General features: G+C 70.4%; 14 protein-coding genes and 1 pseudogene. 2 read left to right on the top strand and 13 right to left on the bottom strand.

What is annotated here, in order from left to right:
• Window positions 1–115: 115 nt before the first annotated feature.
• Together ACWFR1_RS33635 and ACWFR1_RS33630 are read right to left on the bottom strand one after the other, a co-directional pair.
• Window positions 116–463 (bottom strand): annotated as a pseudogene (locus ACWFR1_RS33635) (MBL fold metallo-hydrolase); the annotation flags it as partial.
• Window positions 464–593: 130 nt separating this feature from the next.
• A complete protein-coding gene (locus ACWFR1_RS33630) occupies window positions 594–1,325 on the bottom strand; it encodes a MerR family transcriptional regulator (RefSeq protein WP_453557971.1) in 732 nt (243 codons plus the stop codon).
• Between the two features lie 54 nt (window positions 1,326–1,379).
• Here ACWFR1_RS33630 and ACWFR1_RS33625 point away from each other — a divergent pair, with 54 nt between their 5' ends.
• A complete protein-coding gene (locus ACWFR1_RS33625) occupies window positions 1,380–1,649 on the top strand; it encodes a hypothetical protein (RefSeq protein ID WP_453557969.1) in 270 nt (89 codons plus the stop codon).
• Window positions 1,650–1,697: 48 nt separating this feature from the next.
• On the opposite strand, the gene ACWFR1_RS33620 is transcribed toward ACWFR1_RS33625, so the two are convergent.
• The 11 genes from ACWFR1_RS33620 to ACWFR1_RS33570 form a co-directional block, all read right to left on the bottom strand.
• On the bottom strand, window positions 1,698–4,241 hold the full coding sequence (locus ACWFR1_RS33620; protein WP_453557967.1) for an ATP-binding protein: 2,544 nt from the start codon (window positions 4,239–4,241) through the stop codon (window positions 1,698–1,700).
• 30 nt (window positions 4,242–4,271) lie between these two features.
• Window positions 4,272–4,970 (bottom strand): response regulator, encoded by a 699-nt coding sequence (locus ACWFR1_RS33615; protein ID WP_453557965.1) that lies wholly within the window; start codon window positions 4,968–4,970, stop codon window positions 4,272–4,274.
• Between the two features lie 112 nt (window positions 4,971–5,082).
• Complete coding sequence (locus tag ACWFR1_RS33610) at window positions 5,083–5,748, bottom strand: potassium-transporting ATPase subunit C (RefSeq protein WP_453557963.1); 666 nt, start codon at window positions 5,746–5,748, stop codon at window positions 5,083–5,085.
• 6 nt (window positions 5,749–5,754) lie between these two features.
• Window positions 5,755–7,890: a potassium-transporting ATPase subunit KdpB gene (kdpB, locus tag ACWFR1_RS33605; protein WP_453557961.1), complete on the bottom strand. Its 2,136-nt coding sequence runs from the start codon at window positions 7,888–7,890 to the stop codon at window positions 5,755–5,757.
• Window positions 7,887–9,551: a potassium-transporting ATPase subunit KdpA gene (gene kdpA / locus ACWFR1_RS33600; protein ID WP_453557959.1), complete on the bottom strand. Its 1,665-nt coding sequence runs from the start codon at window positions 9,549–9,551 to the stop codon at window positions 7,887–7,889. The genes kdpB (ACWFR1_RS33605) and kdpA overlap by 4 nt, the downstream gene beginning before the upstream one ends.
• A gap of 8 nt (window positions 9,552–9,559) precedes the next feature.
• Entirely contained in the window at window positions 9,560–9,649 is a 90-nt protein-coding gene (kdpF, locus tag ACWFR1_RS33595) for a K(+)-transporting ATPase subunit F (RefSeq protein WP_453557957.1), read from the bottom strand.
• Complete coding sequence (locus ACWFR1_RS33590; RefSeq protein WP_453557955.1) at window positions 9,646–9,837, bottom strand: hypothetical protein; 192 nt, start codon at window positions 9,835–9,837, stop codon at window positions 9,646–9,648. The genes kdpF (ACWFR1_RS33595) and ACWFR1_RS33590 overlap by 4 nt, the downstream gene beginning before the upstream one ends.
• Window positions 9,838–9,891: 54 nt before the next feature.
• Window positions 9,892–11,841, bottom strand: a complete 1,950-nt coding sequence (locus ACWFR1_RS33585) for an NAD-binding protein (protein ID WP_453557953.1) — start codon at window positions 11,839–11,841, stop codon at window positions 9,892–9,894.
• Window positions 11,842–12,005: 164 nt separating this feature from the next.
• Window positions 12,006–14,432: an ATP-binding protein gene (locus ACWFR1_RS33580; RefSeq protein ID WP_453557951.1), complete on the bottom strand. Its 2,427-nt coding sequence runs from the start codon at window positions 14,430–14,432 to the stop codon at window positions 12,006–12,008.
• Between the two features lie 98 nt (window positions 14,433–14,530).
• Window positions 14,531–14,620 carry a K(+)-transporting ATPase subunit F gene (gene kdpF / locus ACWFR1_RS33575; RefSeq protein ID WP_453557949.1) on the bottom strand — a complete coding sequence of 30 codons (90 nt, stop codon included), beginning with the start codon at window positions 14,618–14,620 and terminating at the stop codon, window positions 14,531–14,533.
• Window positions 14,621–14,781: 161 nt separating this feature from the next.
• Window positions 14,782–16,017 (bottom strand): hypothetical protein, encoded by a 1,236-nt coding sequence (locus ACWFR1_RS33570; protein WP_453557947.1) that lies wholly within the window; start codon window positions 16,015–16,017, stop codon window positions 14,782–14,784.
• A gap of 810 nt (window positions 16,018–16,827) precedes the next feature.
• Between ACWFR1_RS33570 and kdpB (ACWFR1_RS33565) the strand changes: the two genes are divergently transcribed.
• On the top strand, window positions 16,828–18,999 hold the full coding sequence (gene kdpB, locus ACWFR1_RS33565) for a potassium-transporting ATPase subunit KdpB (RefSeq protein WP_453557945.1): 2,172 nt from the start codon (window positions 16,828–16,830) through the stop codon (window positions 18,997–18,999).
• Window positions 19,000–19,134: the final 135 nt, after the last annotated feature.

The raw sequence follows: 19,134 nt of genomic DNA, 5'->3' as shown, positions 1-19,134 counted from the left end.
AGCCGGTGGCCGTTCGTCTATGCGGGCCTCACCCTGACGCCGGAGCAAACCCCCGGATCAGGTCCAACCCGTACACCACTTCCCAGGACGCAACCGAGGTCGTCCTCGCCCAGCGTCACCTCTCACCCACAAGGTCGAGATCAGGCCTGGGAGCTTCGGCAGAAGCCTCGACCGGCTGAGGCCGGCGCCACGGTTGAACGACCGGACGGGACACCCCGCGCCACCAGGCGTCAGACGGCAGCTTCCCCGCAGGCTCGAACGGCTCACCAGGACGAGGGAACGCCACCGCCTGGCCGGCCTCCTCAGCCTCGTACTTCGTCCACTCCCCCGGCTCCGCCCACGCGTGCGGCGCCAGATTGAACGTGCCCCAGTGGATCGGCAGCATCACCCCACCCGGACCACCGCCCTGCAGGTCAAATTGGGCCTGCAGCCCCTTCGCCGGAGACACGTGGATGTCTGGCCAGCCCCCGGGCAGCGGCGTATAGTCCGTGTGGTTCTTGGGCGATATGACGCTTTATCAGGTACCAGAAGTCCTTCGTCGGCCACTTCAGGAGGTTCGGGAGCCGCAGGAGGGAAAGGGGGCCCCGGAGGGTTCAGAGAGCGAGCTCGCTGCGGACCAGGGCGTCGATGCGCTGCCAGGCGGGGGACGAGGCGTTGACCCGCTCCTGGACGAGGTCGGGGATCCGCGAGGCCGACTCCAGACGGGGTGGGCCCTCGGAGCCGTAGCGCTCGTGCGTCGCGGAGACCATGCGGCGGGCGAGTTCCTCGACGCGGGGGTCGTCGGCGTCCAGGTCGTGAGCGTGGTCGTATTCGAGGAAGAGGCGCCTCCGCCCCGGGTCTGCCAGCGTGTCGGCCTGGTCGCGCAGCAGTGTGAGCGCGTGCTCCGGATGGGTGGCGAAGATCAGGATCCACAGGTCGCGCTGGAGGTCCACCCACCGCGGCGTGAAGCCCCATCGGGTCAGCCGCTCCAGGTGTTCTGCTACCTCGGCGGGTACGGGGGCCAGCGTGCCCGCCGCCAGCCGGCGCAGGCGGTCGCGTGTGGCCCGGAGCGTGCGGATACGGGCGGTGAGGTCGTCCTCGATCTCCCGCAGTGCCTGCTGGAGGTCGGTCTCGTCGGCCGATCGCAGCTCGCGGATACGGGCCAGGGGGACGCCCGCGTCCGCGAGGGTGCGGATCTTGATCAGGTCGGTGACGTCGCTCGCGCCGTACCGCCGGTAGCCGGAGGCGTCGCGGTCGGGCTCGGGGAGCAGGCCCTTGGCGTGGTAGACGCGGACCGTCTTGACCGACACCCCGACGTACGCTGCCAGCTGCCCGATGGTGATCACCCCGCCATCGTCCCACTTGACCCTGCCCCAGGGGCAGGGTCGCACCATGGGTGGATGAACGACATGACAGTGGACAGGGAGACGCTGCGCGAGCTGGCGGACGCAGGGAATGAGAAGGCCCTGGACCGGCTCGCCGATCTCGCGGACGCGGCCGACGACGTCGGCGAGCTGAGCGAGCTCCTCGACGAGGGGTCTCGGCGTGCGGGACTGCTACTCACCCGGCGGGCGGTCGCCGCATGCGACCCGCGCGAACTCCAGCGCATCTCCGACGCGGGATACGAGGAGGCCGGAGCCGAGATCGACCGGCTGCTGAGCGGGGACTGAGGGAAGGGGAGCAGCCTGTCGAGCCGGGTGCTCCCCCACCCTGCCCCGTCAGGTCGTCGTCTCCGCCGCCATCTCCGGCACCGACAGTGCCGCTCCGTCCGTCATCCGCAGGCTGACCGTCATGGTGAGGCCTCCTCCCGGAGTGTCCTCGGCCGTCACCGTCCCGCCCATCGACTCCACGAAGCCACGGGCGACGGCAAGGCCGAGGCCGACGCCCTCTCCGCGCGGGGCGTCGCCGTACCGCTGGAAGGCCCCGAAGATGCGATCCTTCGCGTCGTCGGGGACGCCGGGGCCGCGGTCGACGACCCGCAGTTCGACGCGGTCGGCGAGCGCGCTCGCCGAGACGAGGACCGGTTCTCCCGGCGGGCTGTACTTGACGGCGTTCTCCACGATGTTGGCGACGGCTCGTTCAAGCAGGCCCCGGTCCACGGCGACCATCGGCAACGTCTCGGGGATGTCCAGTTCGACGCTGCCCTCGGGCACGCCGAGCAGGGCCATCGGGACCACCTCGTCGAGGTCGGTCTCGCGGATGACGGCGGTGACCGTGCCCGTGTCCAGGCGGGACATGTCCAACAGGTTGCCGACGAGGTGGTCGAGCCGGTCGGCCCCCTCCTCGATGCCTTCGAGGAGCTCGGCGCGGTCCTCCTCCGACCACTCGACGTCGTCGGAGCGCAGTGACGAGACCGAGGCCTTGATGCCGGCGAGCGGGGTCCGCAGGTCGTGGCTGACAGCGGCGAGGAGGGAAGTTCGGATCTTGTTGCCCTCCGCTAGCCTGCGGGCCTCCTCGGCCTCGCCCACGAGCCGCTGCCGATCGAGGACGGTCGCCGCCTGGGCGGCGAAGGCGCCGAGCACGCGCCGGTCCTCGGCGGGCAGCACCCTGCCCGACAGGGCGAGGGCGAGGTGGTCTCCGACCGGCATGTCCACGTCCGCGTCCTCCGGGCGGTTCGCCGGCCGGTGGCCGACGACGGCGACGCAGGACCACGGCTCGGTCTCGGCGGGACGTTCCAGGAGGGCTACGGACTCCATGGAGAAGGTCTCCCGGACCCGTTCGAGGAGCGCTTCGAGGGTCGTCTCGCCGCGCAGGACGCTGCCCGCGAGGAAGGAGAGGGTCTCCGCCTCGGCGCGGAGCCGGGCGGCCTGGTGGGTGCGGCGGGCCGCGAGGTCGACGACGGAAGCCACCGAGATCGCGACGCCGACGAAGATGACGAGGGCGACGATGTTGCGCGGGTCGGCGATCGTCAGCTGGTGGATCGGCGGGGTGAAGAACCAGTTGAGGAGCAGGGAGCCGACAGCCGCCGAGGCCAGGGCCGGCTTGAGCCCGCCGAGGATCGCGGCGGCGACGGTGAACGTGAGGTAGAGCAGGACGTCGTTGGCCAGGCCCACGTCGGGGGCCGTGGTGCTGAGCAGGAGGGTGAGGAGGGCCGGTCCTACCAGGCCGACGAGCCAACCCCAGATGGTCCGGGATCTGCCAAGTCGGGCACAGCCTGGGCCGGGTAGTCGGCGGCCCTTGGCCGCCTCGTCGTGTGTGACGATGTGGACGTCGAGGTCGGGGCCCGACTCGCGGGCCACGGTCCCGCTGACGCCGGGGCCGAACAGGTACTGCCACGAACGGCGCCGGCTCACGCCCAGCACGATCTGCGTGGCGTTGACTCCTCGTGCGAATGCGAGCAGCCCGGCGGAGACGTCGTCGCCGACGACGTGGTGGAAGGTGCCGCCGAGGTCCTCGACGAGGGTGCGCTGGACGGCCAGTTCCTTGGGCGAGGCCGAGGTCAGGCCGTCGCTGCGCGAGATGTAGACGGCGAGGACCTCGCCTCCCGCGCCCTTCTCCGCCAGCCGCACGGCACGGCGTATCAGGGTCTGCCCCTCCGGTCCGCCGGTCAGACCGACGACGATCCGCTCGCGCGAGCCCCAGATCTTCGAGACGCGGTGCTCGGTCCGGTACTCCTGGAGGTACTCGTCGACCCGGTCGGCCGTCCACAGCAGGGCCAGTTCGCGCAGGGCGGTGAGGTTGCCGGGCCGGAAGTAGTTGGAGAGGGCCGCGTCGACCTTGTCCGGCTTGTAGATGTTGCCGTGGGCCATCCGACGGCGCAGGGCCTGGGGCGACATGTCGACCAGTTCGATCTGGTCGGCGCGGCGGACGACCTCGTCGGGGACCGTCTCCTTCTGCCGGATGCCGGTGATCGACTCGACCACATCGCCGAGGGACTCCAGGTGCTGGATGTTGACCGTCGACACGACGTCGATCCCGGCCGCGAGGAGTTCCTCGACGTCCTGCCAGCGCTTGGCGTTGCGGGAACCCGGGACATTGGTGTGGGGAAGCTCGTCGACGAGCGCGACGGCCGGCCGGCGGGCCAGGACGGCGTCCACGTCCATCTCGGTGAACGACGTGCCCCGGTACTCGATCGTCCGGCGCGGAATCATCTCCAGCCCGTGGAGCATGACCTCGGTGCGGGGCCGGTTGTGGTGTTCCACGAAGGCGACGACGCAGTCAGTGCCGCGTTCGACGCGCCGGTGCCCCTCGGAGAGCATCGAGTACGTCTTGCCGACGCCCGGCGCCGCTCCGAGGTAGATGCGCAGCTTCCCGCGTCCCATGTTCTGCGTTTCTCCTACGGTGATGCGGTTCTACGGTTCGAACCGGTAGCCCATACCGGATTCGGTGATCAGATAGCGAGGATGCGACGGGTCCACTTCCAGTTTGCGCCGCAGCTGGGCCATGTAGACCCGGAGATAGTTCGTCTTGCCGCTGTAGGTGGGCCCCCACACCTCCTGGAGCAGTCGGCGCTGGCTGATGAGCCGCCCCGGGTTGCAGATCAGGATTTCCAGCAGGTGCCACTCGGTGGGAGTGAGGCGTACGTCGCGGCCTTCTCGCCGCACCTTCTTCGCCACCAGGTCGACGGTGAACTCGTCAGTGACGACCCGGCCGTCGTCGGTGGCTGGTGAGACCGCGGCGTGAGGTGCCTCGGTCGTACGCCGGGTGGCGGCCCGCAGCCGGGCCATGAGTTCGTCCATGCTGAACGGCTTGGTCATGTAGTCGTCGGCTCCGGCGTCCAGAGCCCGGATCTTGTCCTCGGAACCGCTGCGTGCGGAGAGTACGAGTACGGGGGCACGGCTCCAGCGCCGCAAGGCCCTGATGACGTCGACGCCGTCCATGTCGGGCAGGCCCAGGTCGACGATCAGCACGTCCGGCGGTTCGGCGGCGGCGAGGGAGAGGGCCGTGGCGCCGTCCGGTGCCGTGTCCACCGCGTATTGGCGCGCCTGAAGGTTGATCACCAGAGCTCGTGCGAGCTGTGCGTCGTCCTCGACCACCAGCACCCACGTCATCGGCGTGCTGCCTTCCTCTTGTACGTGCGGTTCGTGTCGTTCGTGGCGTGGGAGCCGGTGGACCCGGGGGCCTCCCGGATCCGCCGGCTCCCACGCCGCTTGGATAAGGCCATCAGCTCTTGGTCAATTCCTTGAGCGCGATGTTGAGTTCGAGGACGTTGACGCGGGGCTCGCCCATGAAGCCGAGGATCCGGCCGTCGGTGTGGTCGGCGACCAGCTTGTCCACCTGCGCGACGTCCAGCTTGTTGAGCTCGGCGACGCGGTGGACCTGGATCTTCGCGTACTCCGGGGAGATGTGCGGGTCGAGGCCGGAGCCGGAGGAGGTCACCGCGTCGGCGGGGACGTCGGACGGCTTGACCTTGTAGCCGTTCACCGAGTTGTCCTTGACCACGGCGGCCTTGGCGTCGGTGACCCACTTGATCAGGTCCTCGTTGTCGCCGGAGCGGTTGGTCGCGCCGGAGAGGATCAGGGCGTACTGGGTGTTGACGCTGTTGGTGCCGAGGCCGTTGGAGGGCCGGGGCTGGAACCACTTCAGGTCGGGCGTCGAGGTCTCCTCGCCGTCCTTCAGCGGGAGGTTGTAGGTCTGGCCGATGAGCTCCGAGCCCACGACCTTGCCGTCGACCTTCAGCTCGGAGCCGTTCGCCTTGCCCGGGAAGGCCACCTGGGCGATCCCGGTGACGGCGAGCGGGTAGAGCACGCCGGTGATCACGGTGAGGACGAGGAGGGCGCGCAGGCCCGCCCAGAGCACGCGGCCGGTGTTCGACGCGGAGTTGTTCATCGTGGGTCAGCCGATTCCGGGGATGAGGGAGAGGAGCATGTCGATGAGCTTGATGCCGACGAACGGGGCGACCAGGCCGCCGAGTCCGTAGACCGCGAGGTTGCGGCGGAGCATCGCGTCGGCGCTGCTCGGCCGGTAGCGGACGCCCTTCAGGGCGAGCGGGACGAGGGCGATGATGATCAGCGCGTTGAAGATGACGGCGGAGAGGATCGCGGATTCCGGCGAGGTCAGGCCCATGATGTTGAGCTTGTCCAGCGACGGGTAGGCCACGGCGAACATGGCCGGGATGATCGCGAAGTACTTCGCGACGTCGTTGGCGATCGAGAAGGTCGTCAACGCGCCCCGGGTGATGAGGAGTTGCTTGCCGATCTCGACGATCTCGATGAGCTTGGTCGGGTTCGAGTCGAGGTCGACCATGTTGCCGGCCTCCTTCGCGGCCGACGTGCCCGTGTTCATCGCCACGCCGACGTCCGCCTGCGCGAGCGCCGGGGCGTCGTTCGTGCCGTCACCGGTCATCGCGACGAGCTTGCCGCCCGCCTGCTCCCGCTTGATGAGGGCCATCTTGTCCTCGGGGGTGGCCTCGGCGAGGAAGTCGTCGACCCCGGCCTCCTCGGCGATGGCCTTCGCGGTGAGCGGGTTGTCACCGGTGATCATGATCGTCCTGATGCCCATGCGGCGCAGCTCGTCGAACCGCTCGCGCATGCCCTCCTTGACGACGTCCTTCAGGTGGATCACACCGAGGACGCGCGCGCCCTTGTCGTCCTTGACCGCGACGAGGAGCGGAGTGCCGCCGGCCTCGGAGATCCGGTTGACCAGGGTGTCGGCGTCGGCGGCGACCTCGCCGCCCTGCTCACGGACCCAGGTGACGACCGAACCGGCCGCTCCCTTGCGGGTCTGCTTGCCGTCCACGTCCACACCCGACATGCGGGTCTGGGCGGTGAACTCGATCCAGGTGGCGTGCGCCAGTTCACCCTGGTGACGCTCGCGCAGTCCGTACTTCTCCTTGGCGAGGACCACGACGGAGCGGCCCTCGGGCGTCTCGTCGGCGAGGGAGGACAGCTGGGCGGCGTCGGCGAGTTCGGCCGCCGTGGTGCCTGCGACCGGGACGAACTCGGCGGCCTGGCGGTTGCCGAGGGTGATGGTGCCGGTCTTGTCGAGGAGCAGCGTCGACACGTCACCGGCGGCCTCGACCGCACGGCCCGACATGGCGAGCACGTTGCGCTGGACGAGCCGGTCCATGCCGGCGATGCCGATCGCGGAGAGCAGGGCGCCGATCGTCGTCGGGATGAGGCAGACGAGCAGCGCGGTGAGGACGATGAGCGAGGTCTGCTCGTCGGCGCCCGCGTAGATCGCGAACGGCTTCAGCGTGACGACGGCGAGCAGGAAGACGATGGTGAGGGACGCCAGGAGGATGTTGAGGGCGATCTCGTTCGGCGTCTTCTGCCGGGCCGCGCCCTCGACCAGGCTGATCATCCGGTCGATGAAGGTCTCGCCCGGCTTCGTCGTGATCCTGATGACCACCCGGTCGGACAGCACCTTCGTACCACCGGTGACGGCACACCGGTCGCCACCGGATTCACGGATGACGGGAGCGGACTCGCCGGTGATGGCGGACTCGTCGACGCTCGCGACGCCCTCGACGACGTCACCGTCGCCGGGGATGATGTCGCCCGCCTCGCAGACCACCAGATCACCGATCTTCAGCTCGGTGCCGGGGACCCGCTCCTCGTTCTTGCCGATGATCCGGCGGGCGACGGTGTCCGTCTTGGCCTTGCGCAGGGTGTCGGCCTGCGCCTTGCCGCGGCCCTCGGCGACCGCCTCCGCCAGGTTGGCGAAGACCGTGGTGAGCCAGAGCCAGGCCGTGATGGCCCAGCCGAACCAGTCGCCGGGGTTCTTGAACGCGAGCGCGGTGGTGACCACCGATCCGACGAGGACCACGAACATGACCGGCGACTTGATCATGACGCGCGGGTCGAGCTTGCGGATCGCATCCGGGAGGGAGGCGATCAGCTGCTTGGGATCGAAGAGGCCACCGCCGACCCGACCGGGGGCTTGATGCCCTCCGGACAGGTCCCCGTGCGGGGCTGTGGACGGAGTGGGTGCGGACACGTTGTCCTCGTGGTTCTTTACGTCGTTGGTCATGCCGCGAGCCCTTCGGCGAGCGGTCCCAGCGCGAGAGCCGGGAAGTAGGTGAGACCGGTGATGATCATGATGGTGCCGACGAGGAGGCCGGTGAACAGCGGCTTCTCGGTACGGAGGGTGCCCGCCGTCTCCGGTACGGGCGTCTGCTCCGCGAGCGAACCCGCCAGCGCCAGAACGAACACCATCGGCAGGAACCGACCCAGCAGCATCGCGATGCCGATGGCCGAGTTGAACCACTGCGTGTCCGCGTTCAGACCCGCGAACGCCGAACCGTTGTTGTTGGCGCCCGAGGTGAACGCGTACAGGATCTCGGAGAAGCCGTGCGCGCCGGAGTTCGTCATCGAGTTCGCCGGGGTGTCCAGGACGAACGACGCGGCGGTGAAGCAGAGGACGAGCGCGGGGGTGACGAGGATGTAGCAGGCCGCGAACTTGATCTCGCGGGTGCCGATCTTCTTGCCCAGGTACTCCGGGGTGCGGCCGACCATCAGACCGGCGATGAACACCGCGATGACCGCCATGATCAGCATGCCGTAGAGGCCGGAGCCGACGCCGCCGGGCGCGATCTCGCCGAGCTGCATCCCGAGCATCGTGATGCCGCCGCCGAAACCGGTGTAGGAGGAGTGGAAGGAGTTCACGGCGCCGGTCGAGGTGAGCGTGGTCGCCACCGCGAAGATCGACGAACCGGCGATCCCGAAGCGGGTCTCCTTGCCCTCCATCGCACCCCCCGCGATGTCGAACGCCGGTCCCTGGTGGGCGAATTCGGTCCACATCATCAGCGCGGTGAAGCCGAGCCAGATGGTGGCCATCGTGCCGAGGATCGCGTACCCCTGCTTCAGCGAACCGACCATGCGGCCGAAGGTCCGCGTCAGCGCGAAGGGGATGACGAGGATCAGGTAGATCTCGAAGAGGTTCGAGAAGCCGTTGGGGTTCTCGAAGGGGTGGGCCGCGTTGGCGTTGAAGTAGCCGCCGCCGTTCGTGCCCAGCTCCTTGATGACCTCCTGCGAAGCGACCGCGCCGCCGTTCCACTGCTGCGCGCCGCCCGTGAACTGGCCGACCTCGTGGATGCCGGAGAAGTTCTGGATCGCACCGCAGGCGACGAGGACGAGGGCGCCGACGACGGAGATCGGCAGCAGGATACGGACGACACCGCGGACCAAGTCGGCCCAGAAGTTGCCCAGTTCTCCGGTACGGGAACGGGCGAAGCCACGGACGAGCGCGACCGCCACGGCGATCCCCACCGCCGCCGAGACGAAGTTCTGCACGGCGAGACCGCCGGTCTGCACGACGTGGCCCATGGCCTGCTCGCCGTAGTACGACTGCCAGTTGGTGTTCGCGACGAACGAGGCGGCCGTGTTGAACGCCTGGTCCGGATCGATCGACACGAAACCGAGCGAGCCGGGCAGCGACCCCTGCACCCGCTGGAGCAGGTAGAGGAAGAGAACGCTCACGGCGGAGAAGGCGAGCACACCCCGCAGATACGCCGGCCAGCGCATCTCCACGTTCGGGTTCGCGCCGATCGCCTTGTAGATCCACTTCTCGGGCTTGTAGTGCTTCTCCGAGGAGTACACCTTCGCCATGTAGTCACCCAGCGGCCGGTACGACAGACCCAGGGCGACGATCAACGCCAGAAGCTGGAGGACTCCAGCAAGAACAGGACTCATATCCGTACTCAGAACCTCTCCGGCTTGACGAGGGCGAGGACGAGATAGACCAGCAGGGCGACGGCCACGATCAGACCGACGATGTTCTCGGCATTCACAGCTTGGCCACCCCCTTGGCGATGAAGGCCACCAGCGCGAAGACCGCGATCGTGGTGACGACGAAGGCCACGTCGGCCATCGTGAGCTCCCGGATGAAGGAAGAAGGAAGAACGGATTCTCGGACGAGATGAGGAAACCGCCTTTCCGAACGGATTCGGCCTCCGTTAACGACTCCCTTACGCTCCACAGGGCTGTCTTTACGCGTCCCCTACGACTCCCTGGCTCAAGAGGGGGAACCAGGTCATTCCCCCGCCCGTCCTCGCCTGCGCCCGGTGGGGTGCGGCTGGATCCCGGACATCAGGACGTCCATGCCCTGCCGGCTGGTCGCCAGGACGACACGGTCACCGGCGCGCAGAACACGGCCGGGCACGGGACGCCAGTCGAAGCCGGGTGGACGGCCGAAGCGGAACCCCGCCAGGGTGTCCCCCGTGGCAGTCTCCGGCCCGGATCCCGCCCTCACCCCCGAGCCCGCCCACGCACCCGCACCCGCACCCGCACCCGCACCCGCACCGACGGCGAGGACCCGCCACTCGTTCTCCCGGAACGCCTCGTAGACCGAGCGCCCCTCCAGCTCCGGATGCCCGGCCACGTCGACGACCGTGAAGAGCAGCGAGCCCCGCTCCACCGGCATGACCCCCAGGACGTGCCGCCCCATCATCGCGGCGGCGAACGCCGGAGCGGCGAGAGCGGAGACGCTCCGGCTGCGGGTGAGCGCGTCGGGGTACGAGGCGCGCATGGTCGCCGAGACGGTGGCGGCGAAGTCGTCGTCGTAAAGGCGCATGATCACCCGGATGGCCGGGTTGGTCTCCCGAGCGGACATCGCGATGTCGAGGTTCTCCCCGTCGCCGTGCGTGACGACGAGCAGGGATCTGCTGAACCGGATCCCGGCCTTTTCCAGCAGCCCTGGCGCGGTCGCGTCCTCCAGGAGCAGGGGAACGCCGAGCTCGCGGGCGTAGGCGACCCCGCGCGCCGCCGGATCGCGCTCGATGACGACCACTTTGTGGTCGGTGGTCCGCAAGCGCCCCAGGACGCGGGTGCCGATCTTCCCCAGGCCGACGAGGACGATGTGGTCGACGATCTCCGGTGCGGGCGGCTGGTTCGCCGATCCGGTACGGAAGGCCTCCGTGGCGTTCATGGTCGCGGCGACCACCAACGGCAGGATGGCGAGGCCCACGAAGCCGGCGATGAGCTGGAGTATCCGCCGCGCGGGGGACTCTTCTTCGCCGGTGGCGGGGTCGCCCATGGTGAAGATGTCCAGGAGCGGCAGGTAGACGGCTCGCCACAGCGGGCCGTCCTCGACCAGCCAGGTGGCGGCGGCGAGGCCGACGACGATGGCGGCAAGCATGCCGAACACGGCGAGTACCTCGCGCGCGAGGAACACCTTCCACGGCAGGTGCGAGAGCCGTGCCCGCAGCCAGGCCCCCACGCCGGTCCGGTCGTCCGGGATCCGGGGCCCGTGGTGGTGGGTGACCTCTTCGAGCATGAGCCGGCCGTGGGTGAACTGGCGGCGGTCGGCGGTCCTGGTGTCGGGCAGCAGTTGCGTGCCGCCGAGTCCGGCGCTCTCGGCACTGTCCTCACTCGCCGGGTCGTCCTGGTGCGCCCCTGACAGGATGGCGAGGGTGGCGAGATCGGCGGTGTGCGGTGAGGTTCCGGCCGCCCGCACCACACCGCGGAACACCTTCCCCTCCACCTGGAGGGTGGGGCCTTCGCCGACCGCGGCGGCGGCGACCAGTTCGGGGACGGCCGTGTCGCTGTCGGAGAGGACCGTGGTCGAGGCGTCCGACTCCCCCTGTACGCCGGCGGCCCGGTCGAGGAGCCGCTCCAGGTGGCGCCCGCGCTCCCGGTGATACATGCGGACCACCAGACGTATCGAGGGGTTGAGGCCGCGTGCCAGGAGCGCGGCCGTCATGTTCACCTGGTCGTCGGCGTAGGTGAGGGCCAGGGCCGCCGCGCGCTCGACGCCCGCTGCCCGGAGGGTCCGTTCGTCGGGTGCGGGGGCCACGATCAGCTCGATCGGGGAGCGCGGGTCCCGGTGCAGGGCGGCGATGTCGGCACCGTGCCGGTCGCATCGCGAGGGGAGGACGACGGTGACCGCCTCACCGCACACGGCGTCGAGTTCGACGGCGAGCCGATGGGCGAGACCGTCGTCACCACAGATCACCATGTGCCGGGATCTCTGAGCAAGTGGCATACGGAGATGGTTAGTTGACGTCACATCCGGCTACCCTGCCGAACGGAGCCGGGCCCGTCTCCCCTCGCACGTGAGTTCCCCGTCAAGGTCACATCAAGATCCCCGACGGGGTCTCGTCCCATCTGCGTCCGAGATCGCCGCGAGGCTCCGTCCTCGTCGGCGCCTCAGACCGCGCAGGGCAGCGAGACGACCATGGTCAGTCCTCCTCCGGGGGTGTCCTCGGGGGTCAGCGTGCCGGACATGGCCTCGGTGAGTCCACGTGCGAGCGCCAGCCCGAGGCCGACGCCCGTGGTGTTGTCGGTGTCGCCCAGGCGCTGGAACGGTTCGAAGACCCGATCCCGGTCACCGGGGGGAATTCCGGGCCCCCGGTCGACGATCCTCAGTTCCACCCGGCCGGCGAGCGCGCTGACGCTGAGCAGGACGGGGTGGGCGGCCGGGGCGTGACGGCTCGCGTTGCCCACGAGGTTGGCGATCACCCGCTCCAGCAGCGGTGGATCGGCGAAGACCGGCGGAGCCTGCTCGAACCCGTGCAGTACAGGCAGGGCGGCATCGGAGGGCAGGCTGTCGAGGGCCGCGGGCAGGACCTCCTCCAGCGCCGTGGGACGCAGGGAAAGCTTCAGGGCACCCGCCTGGAGACGGCTCATGTCGAGCAGGTTGTCGATGAGCCGGGCCAGCCGGGCCATGGACTCGTCGGCCGTGGCCAGCAGCTCCGCACGCTCGTCCGGGCCGAACTCGACGTCGGTGCTGCGCAGGGAGGCGACTGCCGCCCATCCGGCGGCGAGGGGGGTGCGCAGGTCGTGGCTGACGGCGGCGAGGAGGGCCGTGCGCATCCGGTCGGCGGCGCGTACGGGCTCCACCTCGGCGGCGGCTTCGGCGAGCCTGGCGTGCTCGGCGGCGGCGGTGACGTGGGCGGCGAAGGCGGCGAGTACGCGCCGGTCCGCGGCGGGCAGGGTCCGGCCGCGCAGGACGAGGAAGTGGCCGTCGCCGACGGCGACATGGCTGGCCTCGGGGTCGCCGTCACGGGCCACGCGGAGCTCTGCGGCCGGTACGAGTTCGGCGGACTCGGCGCCGAAGATCTCGCGCGTACGGGCGAGCAGGTCGGGCACCGTGTGGTCGCCGCGGACCACCGAGCCGGCGAGCGAGGAGAGAGTCTCGGCCTCGGCCGTGGCTCGGGCCGCGCGTCTGGACAGGCGCAGGGACCGGTCGACGGCTCCGGCCATGACGGCGGCGACGAGGACGAACACGACGAGGGCGAGCATGTTGTCCGCGTCAGCGAAGGTGAACGCGCCGATGGGCGGTATGAACCAGTAGTTGAGCAGCAGGGAAGCGGTGACGGCGGCGACGAGGGCCGAGACGACTCCGCCGAGGCAGGCCACGCCGACGACGGTGGCGAGGTAGAGGAGCGCCTCGCTGGTCAGGTTGAACACGCCCCGCGTCTGGTCCAGGAACAGCGTGAGCAGGACCGGCAGGACGAGTCCCGCCACCGGCCCCGCGACGCGGCGCGAGACCGGGAGTGTGCGGCGGCGGGAGGGAAGCAGCCGGCCGTGTCCCGCTCGTTCGTGGGTGACCGTGTGGACGTCGATGTCGTCGGAGAGCGCGACGGTCGTCTCGCCGATGCCCCGGCCGGTCAGGAAGCGTTCGAGCCGGCCTCGCCTGCTGGTGCCGAGGACCAGCTGGGTGGCGTGCTCGGCGCGGGCGAACTCCACGAGGGCGGTGGCAACGTCGTCCCCGAGGACGGTGTGGTAGCTGCCGCCGAGGCTCTCGACGAGCCGCCGCTGGCGGCCGAGGGCGGCGGAGGAGGTTCCCCCGGCGAGGCCGTCGCTGCGGACGACGTGCACGGCGAGCAGCCGGCCTTGGGCGGTCCTGGCGGCGATGCGGCTCGCGCGCCGGATCAGGGTGTCGCCCTCGGGCCCTCCGGTGAGGGCCACGACGATCCGCTCCCGTATCTCCCACACGCCGCCGATGCCACGCTCGGACCGGTATTTGTGCAGGGCCTCGTCGACGCGGTCGGCCACCCACAGGAGGGCCAGTTCGCGCAGGGCGATGAGGTTGCCCGTACGGAAGTAGCTGGCGAGGGCCGCGTCGACGTCCTCGGGTGGGTGGATGTTGCCGTGGGCCATCCGGCGCCGCAGTTCCTGCGGGTCCATGTCCACGAGCTCGATCTGGTCGGCGCGGCGGACGACGGCGTCGGGGACGGTCTCGTGCTGCGGCACCCCGGTGATCTTCTCGACGACGTCGCTCAGGGATTCCAGGTTCTGGACGTTGACCGTGGTGGCGACGTCGATCCCGGCGGCGAGCAGCTCCTCGACGTCCTGCCAGCGGTGGGCGTTGCGGTGGCCCGGCGCGTTGGTGTGCGCGAGGTCGTCGACGAGGACGAGGGCGGGTGCGCGCCGCAGAGCCCGGTCGAGGTCGAACCCGGGATCGGTCTCGGGGCGAGCGCGTCCCTCGTGGACGACGCGCGTGGGCCCGACCGCCTCCAGGACCTCCAGGCCGACGAGCATCGCCTCGGTGTGCGGGCGGCCCCGGCAGTCGGCGATCCCGACGACCACGTCGGCGCCGCGCGCGGCCCTGCGGCGGCCCTCGTCCAGCATGCGGTAGGTCTTGCCGACCCCGGTGGCGGCACCGACGAAGACCTTGAGCCTCCCCGGACGGACCTCCGAGGCGACGGGTCCCGACGATGCGGGCAGGTTCAGAACTTCTCCGGGCGGATGAGTGCGGCCACGAGATAGCCGACGAGGCTGACGGCGACGATCAGTCCGATCACGTTCTCGATGCTCATGAACGATTCACTCCCTGGTGGTTCCTGCGGGTGTCTGCGGGGTTCCTCCTTCGAGGAAACCCCGGCGCGGTCTGCGCGTACGAGCACCTTGACGGGACCCTTGCGGGGCTCCGTCGCATGCTGACGGCGTCTTGACGGTTCCCTGGCGCGGAGCCGTCCGGTCAGCGGAACTCGGCGAGACGCGAGCGCAGCCCGAGGACGGCCAGCGCGGCGGCGGCGAGCAGGCCGCCGACCGACCAGGGCAGGTGGCCGGTGACCGCGGCCCTGCCGTCGTCGGCCGCCGCGTCGAAGGCGTCGCTGTTGATGGCCGTGACCTCGTCCAGGGCGCTCATCCACGCGCCGAAGTGGGCGTTGGACCTGCCCGGCTCCCAGCTGATGCAGAAGGCGACGGCTTCCCGTTCCCGGCCGGCGGCGACGAGGGAGCGGATGGTGCGGTCGTCGCGCTGGCACACCGCGTACGCCTCGACGGTCCGCTCGGCGGCGGCCCGCTCCCCGGGGAAGGTGATGTTGTCCAGCTCGCGCCGGAACTCGCCGGTGAACCGTTTGTCCTCGTGGTTCGCCTGGTACGCCTTCCAGGTCTCGGCCAGTCGCGTCCCGTACGAGGGGAGGTCGGCGCCCTTCATGCCGTACAGGCTCTGCGACTTGGCCAGGAAGGCGGCCTCGTGGGCGGGGCGGTGATCCCGGTCAAGGAGGTAGCGGCTCTCGTCGGCGTTGGCGTCGTAGGCGGTCGCGCGAGCGCGGGACAGCGCGACGATCGAGTCGAAGGCGTCGCGGCGGGCGACCCTCAGCTGCTCGGAGGTGTCGGTGAGCGCCTGGGCGCCGAGGACGACGGCGAGGAGGACGCAGGCGGTGGCGGCCAGCAGTCCGGGGTTGAGGAGGCGGTGGAAGCGGCGCGCGAGGTACCACTGGAGGAGGAGGAGCAGCGCGAGGAGGGTCACGCCCAGGGCCAGGAGCAGGGTCGTCCGCGCGCCGAGACCGGACCGTTCGGCGGCGTAGGCGTCCTCGTCCTGGCCGTCGGTGGCGGCGACGAGAGTGCGGGCCTCGGGCATGAGCCGCCGGGTGAGGAGGTCGTCGGCCGTGCGGTAGTCCTCGATCGCGTCCCGTTTGCCACCGCTGCGGGAATCGTTCTCCAGGGCGCGTCCGATGGACTCCTGGTACCGGGCGAAGTCGGCGGCGAGGCGTTCGACGGTGTGCTCGGCCTCGGCGTCGCCCTGCGCGGCCACGCCCAGTGTCCGCAGGTCCCGGCCGATGGCCTCGCGCGCGGTGTCGTACAGCTGGATCGCCTTGTCGTACGGGACCGGCATCCGGCCCTTGCCCGCGTCGCCGTTGGCCAGGAGGGAGTTGACGGCCTGGGCGTCCATGTCGTTGAGGGCGAGGTTGAGGCCGGCGGCGCTCACGGTGCGCGGGGCGTGGTGACCGGTGATGGCGTCCCAGGTGTTGGGATGCGGACAGTCCGGCTGTGACGAGGAGTCCGGCGCAAGTCGCCGTGAGCAGGAGGATCGCCGTCCGCAGGCGGCGCAGCCGGGCGGGGAGCGTGCCCCGGGCGCGGGCCCGTAACGCCTGGAGGCGCCGGGAAGCCCGTACGGCGGACGGGCCGTCCGGTCCGCGACCCTCTTGTCGTCGCGGACCGGGACGGCCCACCGGTCGTCCAGTCGTCCCTGGTGTGGGGGTGGTGGTCCGGGCCGTCATGTCCGGACCTTGCGCATCACCGGTAGCGGTGACCACGCACCCCTCCCACCCCTCACACGTCGGACGGCTGTCCGATCCCCCGTGGTGAGGAGTCTGGGGTGCGCCGCGACCTCGGTTCGGCGTTGTTGACGTGGCCCTGACGCTCACACGGCTCTCTTTGACGGACCCTTGACGGCACGGCCCCAAGGCCCGTCAGGGAGCCGTCAATTCGGGCCGTCCAATGCTTCTCCCGCCTGCCGACGGGCCTAGTTTTCTTCTCGGTCGCTCACCGGCCCGTGGACGTCAGTGGCTCTTTCGTCCCCGGACCGCGGGGGCACGGCTGCCCCTCCCATCCGGCGGTCGTGCCCCCGCGCCGCGAGCGTCGCTGTCCGTCCGCAGCCGACCTGTGGGCGCCGGGGGTACCGCTGTGCGGCACGTCGCCCCGGGCGCCCGCGGGTCGCGGACGAGGACGGCCCTGCCGTGCTCTCCCGGCCGGCGCCGATCGAGCGGGGCCGGGCTTCCCGAGAAGGTCTTCCGCGATGCATTCCCGCGCGCCCCAGCAGGCGCCCTCCGCTCCCCCGATGCCGTCCGTTCCGTCGGCGCCGCCCCGCTTCCCGCCTCCGGGGCCGAAGCGTCGGCGCGCCGAACGGGGCGGGTTGCTCGACCCCGTCCAGCTGGTGAAGTGCTTCCCGGAGGCTGTGCGCAAGCTGCATCCCCGTACCCTCGTCCGGAACCCGGTGCTGTTCGTCGTCGGGGTCGGTTCGGTGCTGACGACCCTCTCGGCGGTCTTCGATCCGTCGGTCTTCACCTGGGTGATCAGCGCCTGGCTGTGGCTGACGGTGATCTTCGCCAACCTCGCGGAGGCGGTGGCGGAGGGACGTGGCAAGGCGCAGGCCGAGTCGCTGCGCCGGGCGCGTACGGAGACGGTGGCGCTGCGCCTGAAGCACTGGCGGTACGGCACGGACCTGGACCGTGCGGAGACGGAGGCCGTCGCCGCCACCGATCTCGGGCTCTTCGACTTCGTGCTCGTCGAGGCCGGGGAGCTGATCCCCGCCGACGGCGATGTGGTCGACGGCGTCGCGGCGGTCGACGAATCCGCCGTCACCGGCGAGTCCGCTCCCGTCATCCGGGAGTCGGGCGGCGACCGGACGGGAGTGACGGGCGGTACGACGGTCCTGTCGGACCGGATCGTGGTACGGGTCACCTCACGCCCCGGCCACTCCTTCATGGACCGGATGATCGCCCTGGTCGAGGGCGCCTCCCGGCAGAAGACGCCGAACGAGATCGCGCTCAACGTCCTCCTGGCTGCGCTCACCGTCGTGTTCGTCCTGGTGGTCGTCGCGATCCAGCCCATGGCCTCCCACGCCGGCGCCGCTCCCTCCACCACCGTCCTCGTCGCCCTCCTCGTGACCCTGATCCCGACGACGATCGGCGCCCTGCTCTCCGCGATCGGCATCGCCGGCATGGACCGGCTCGTGCAGCGCAACGTGCTCGCGATGTCGGGACGCGCGGTCGAGGCGGCGGGCGACGTCAACACCCTGCTCCTCGACAAGACGGGGACGATCACCCTCGGGAACCGGGAGGCGGCCGACTTCGTCCCGCTGCCGGGGATCGAGGAGGCGCGGCTCGCGAACGCCGCCCAGCTGGCCTCGCTCGCCGACGAGACGCCCGAGGGCCGGTCGGTGGTGGTGCTCGCGAAGGAGCGGTACGGCCTGCGGGCCCCGGCCGAAGGCGAGTTGACGAACGCCCGCTTCGTGGAGTTCAGCGCCCAGACCCGGATGAGCGGCATCGACCTGCGCTGGGACGACGGCGCCGCCTGCCACATCCGCAAGGGCGCGACGTCGCAGGTGATCGCCTGGGTCGAGATGTACGGCGGGAAGGTTCCGAGCGCGGCGCGCGCCTGGAGCGACCAGATCGCGGGCGCGGGAGGCACCCCGCTCCTGGTGGCCGTCAACGACTGGGACGGCCCACGCGTCCTCGGCATCGTCCACCTCAAGGACGTGGTGAAGGACGGCATCAGGGAACGGTTCGCGGAGCTGCGCCGGATGGGCATCCGTACGGTCATGATCACCGGCGACAACCCGCTCACCGCTCGCGCCATCGCCCAGGAGGCAGGCGTCGACGACTACCTCGCCGAGGCCACCCCCGAGGACAAACTCGCCCTCATCAAGAAGGAGCAGGAGGGCGGCAAGCTCGTCGCGATGACCGGCGACGGCACCAACGACGCCCCCGCGCTCGCGCAGGCGGACGTCGGCGTGGCCATGAACACGGGCACGTCGGCCGCGAAGGAGGCCGGCAACATGGTCGACCTCGACTCCAACCCGACCAAGCTCATCGAGATCGTCGAGATCGGCAAGCAACTCCTCATCACCCGAGGCGCGTTGACGACCTTCTCCATCACGAACGACGTCGCCAAGTACTTCGCGATCATCCCCGCCATGTTCGCGGGCGCCTACCCCGGCCTCGAGGCCCTGAACATCATGGGCCTCCACAGCCCGACGTCGGCCATCACCTCGGCCATCATCTTCAACGCCCTGATCATCATCGCCCTGATCCCGCTGGCGCTGCGGGGCGTCCGCTACCGGCCCGCCTCCGCGCACGACCTCCTGCGGCGCAACCTCCTGGTGTACGGCCTCGGCGGGCTGGTCCTCCCCTTCCTCGGCATCAAGGCCGTCGACCTGCTCGTCTCCACCATCCCCGGCCTCGGGTGAATCCTCGTCAGGAGAACGTCAGAGAAACGCGGTTCACCTTGTCCGGAACCTCCGATGCGGGTTCGATGGGAAGCATGAACAGGGCGTGGCTCCTGCTCGACCGGCCGCCTCATCGGGCGCCCCGTCGCGAGCCCC

The sequence above is a fragment of the Streptomyces sp. NPDC055103 genome (assembly GCF_053607625.1).
The sequence above is the reverse complement of the archived record's forward strand: the minus strand, read 5'-3'. Positions and strand labels throughout refer to the sequence as shown.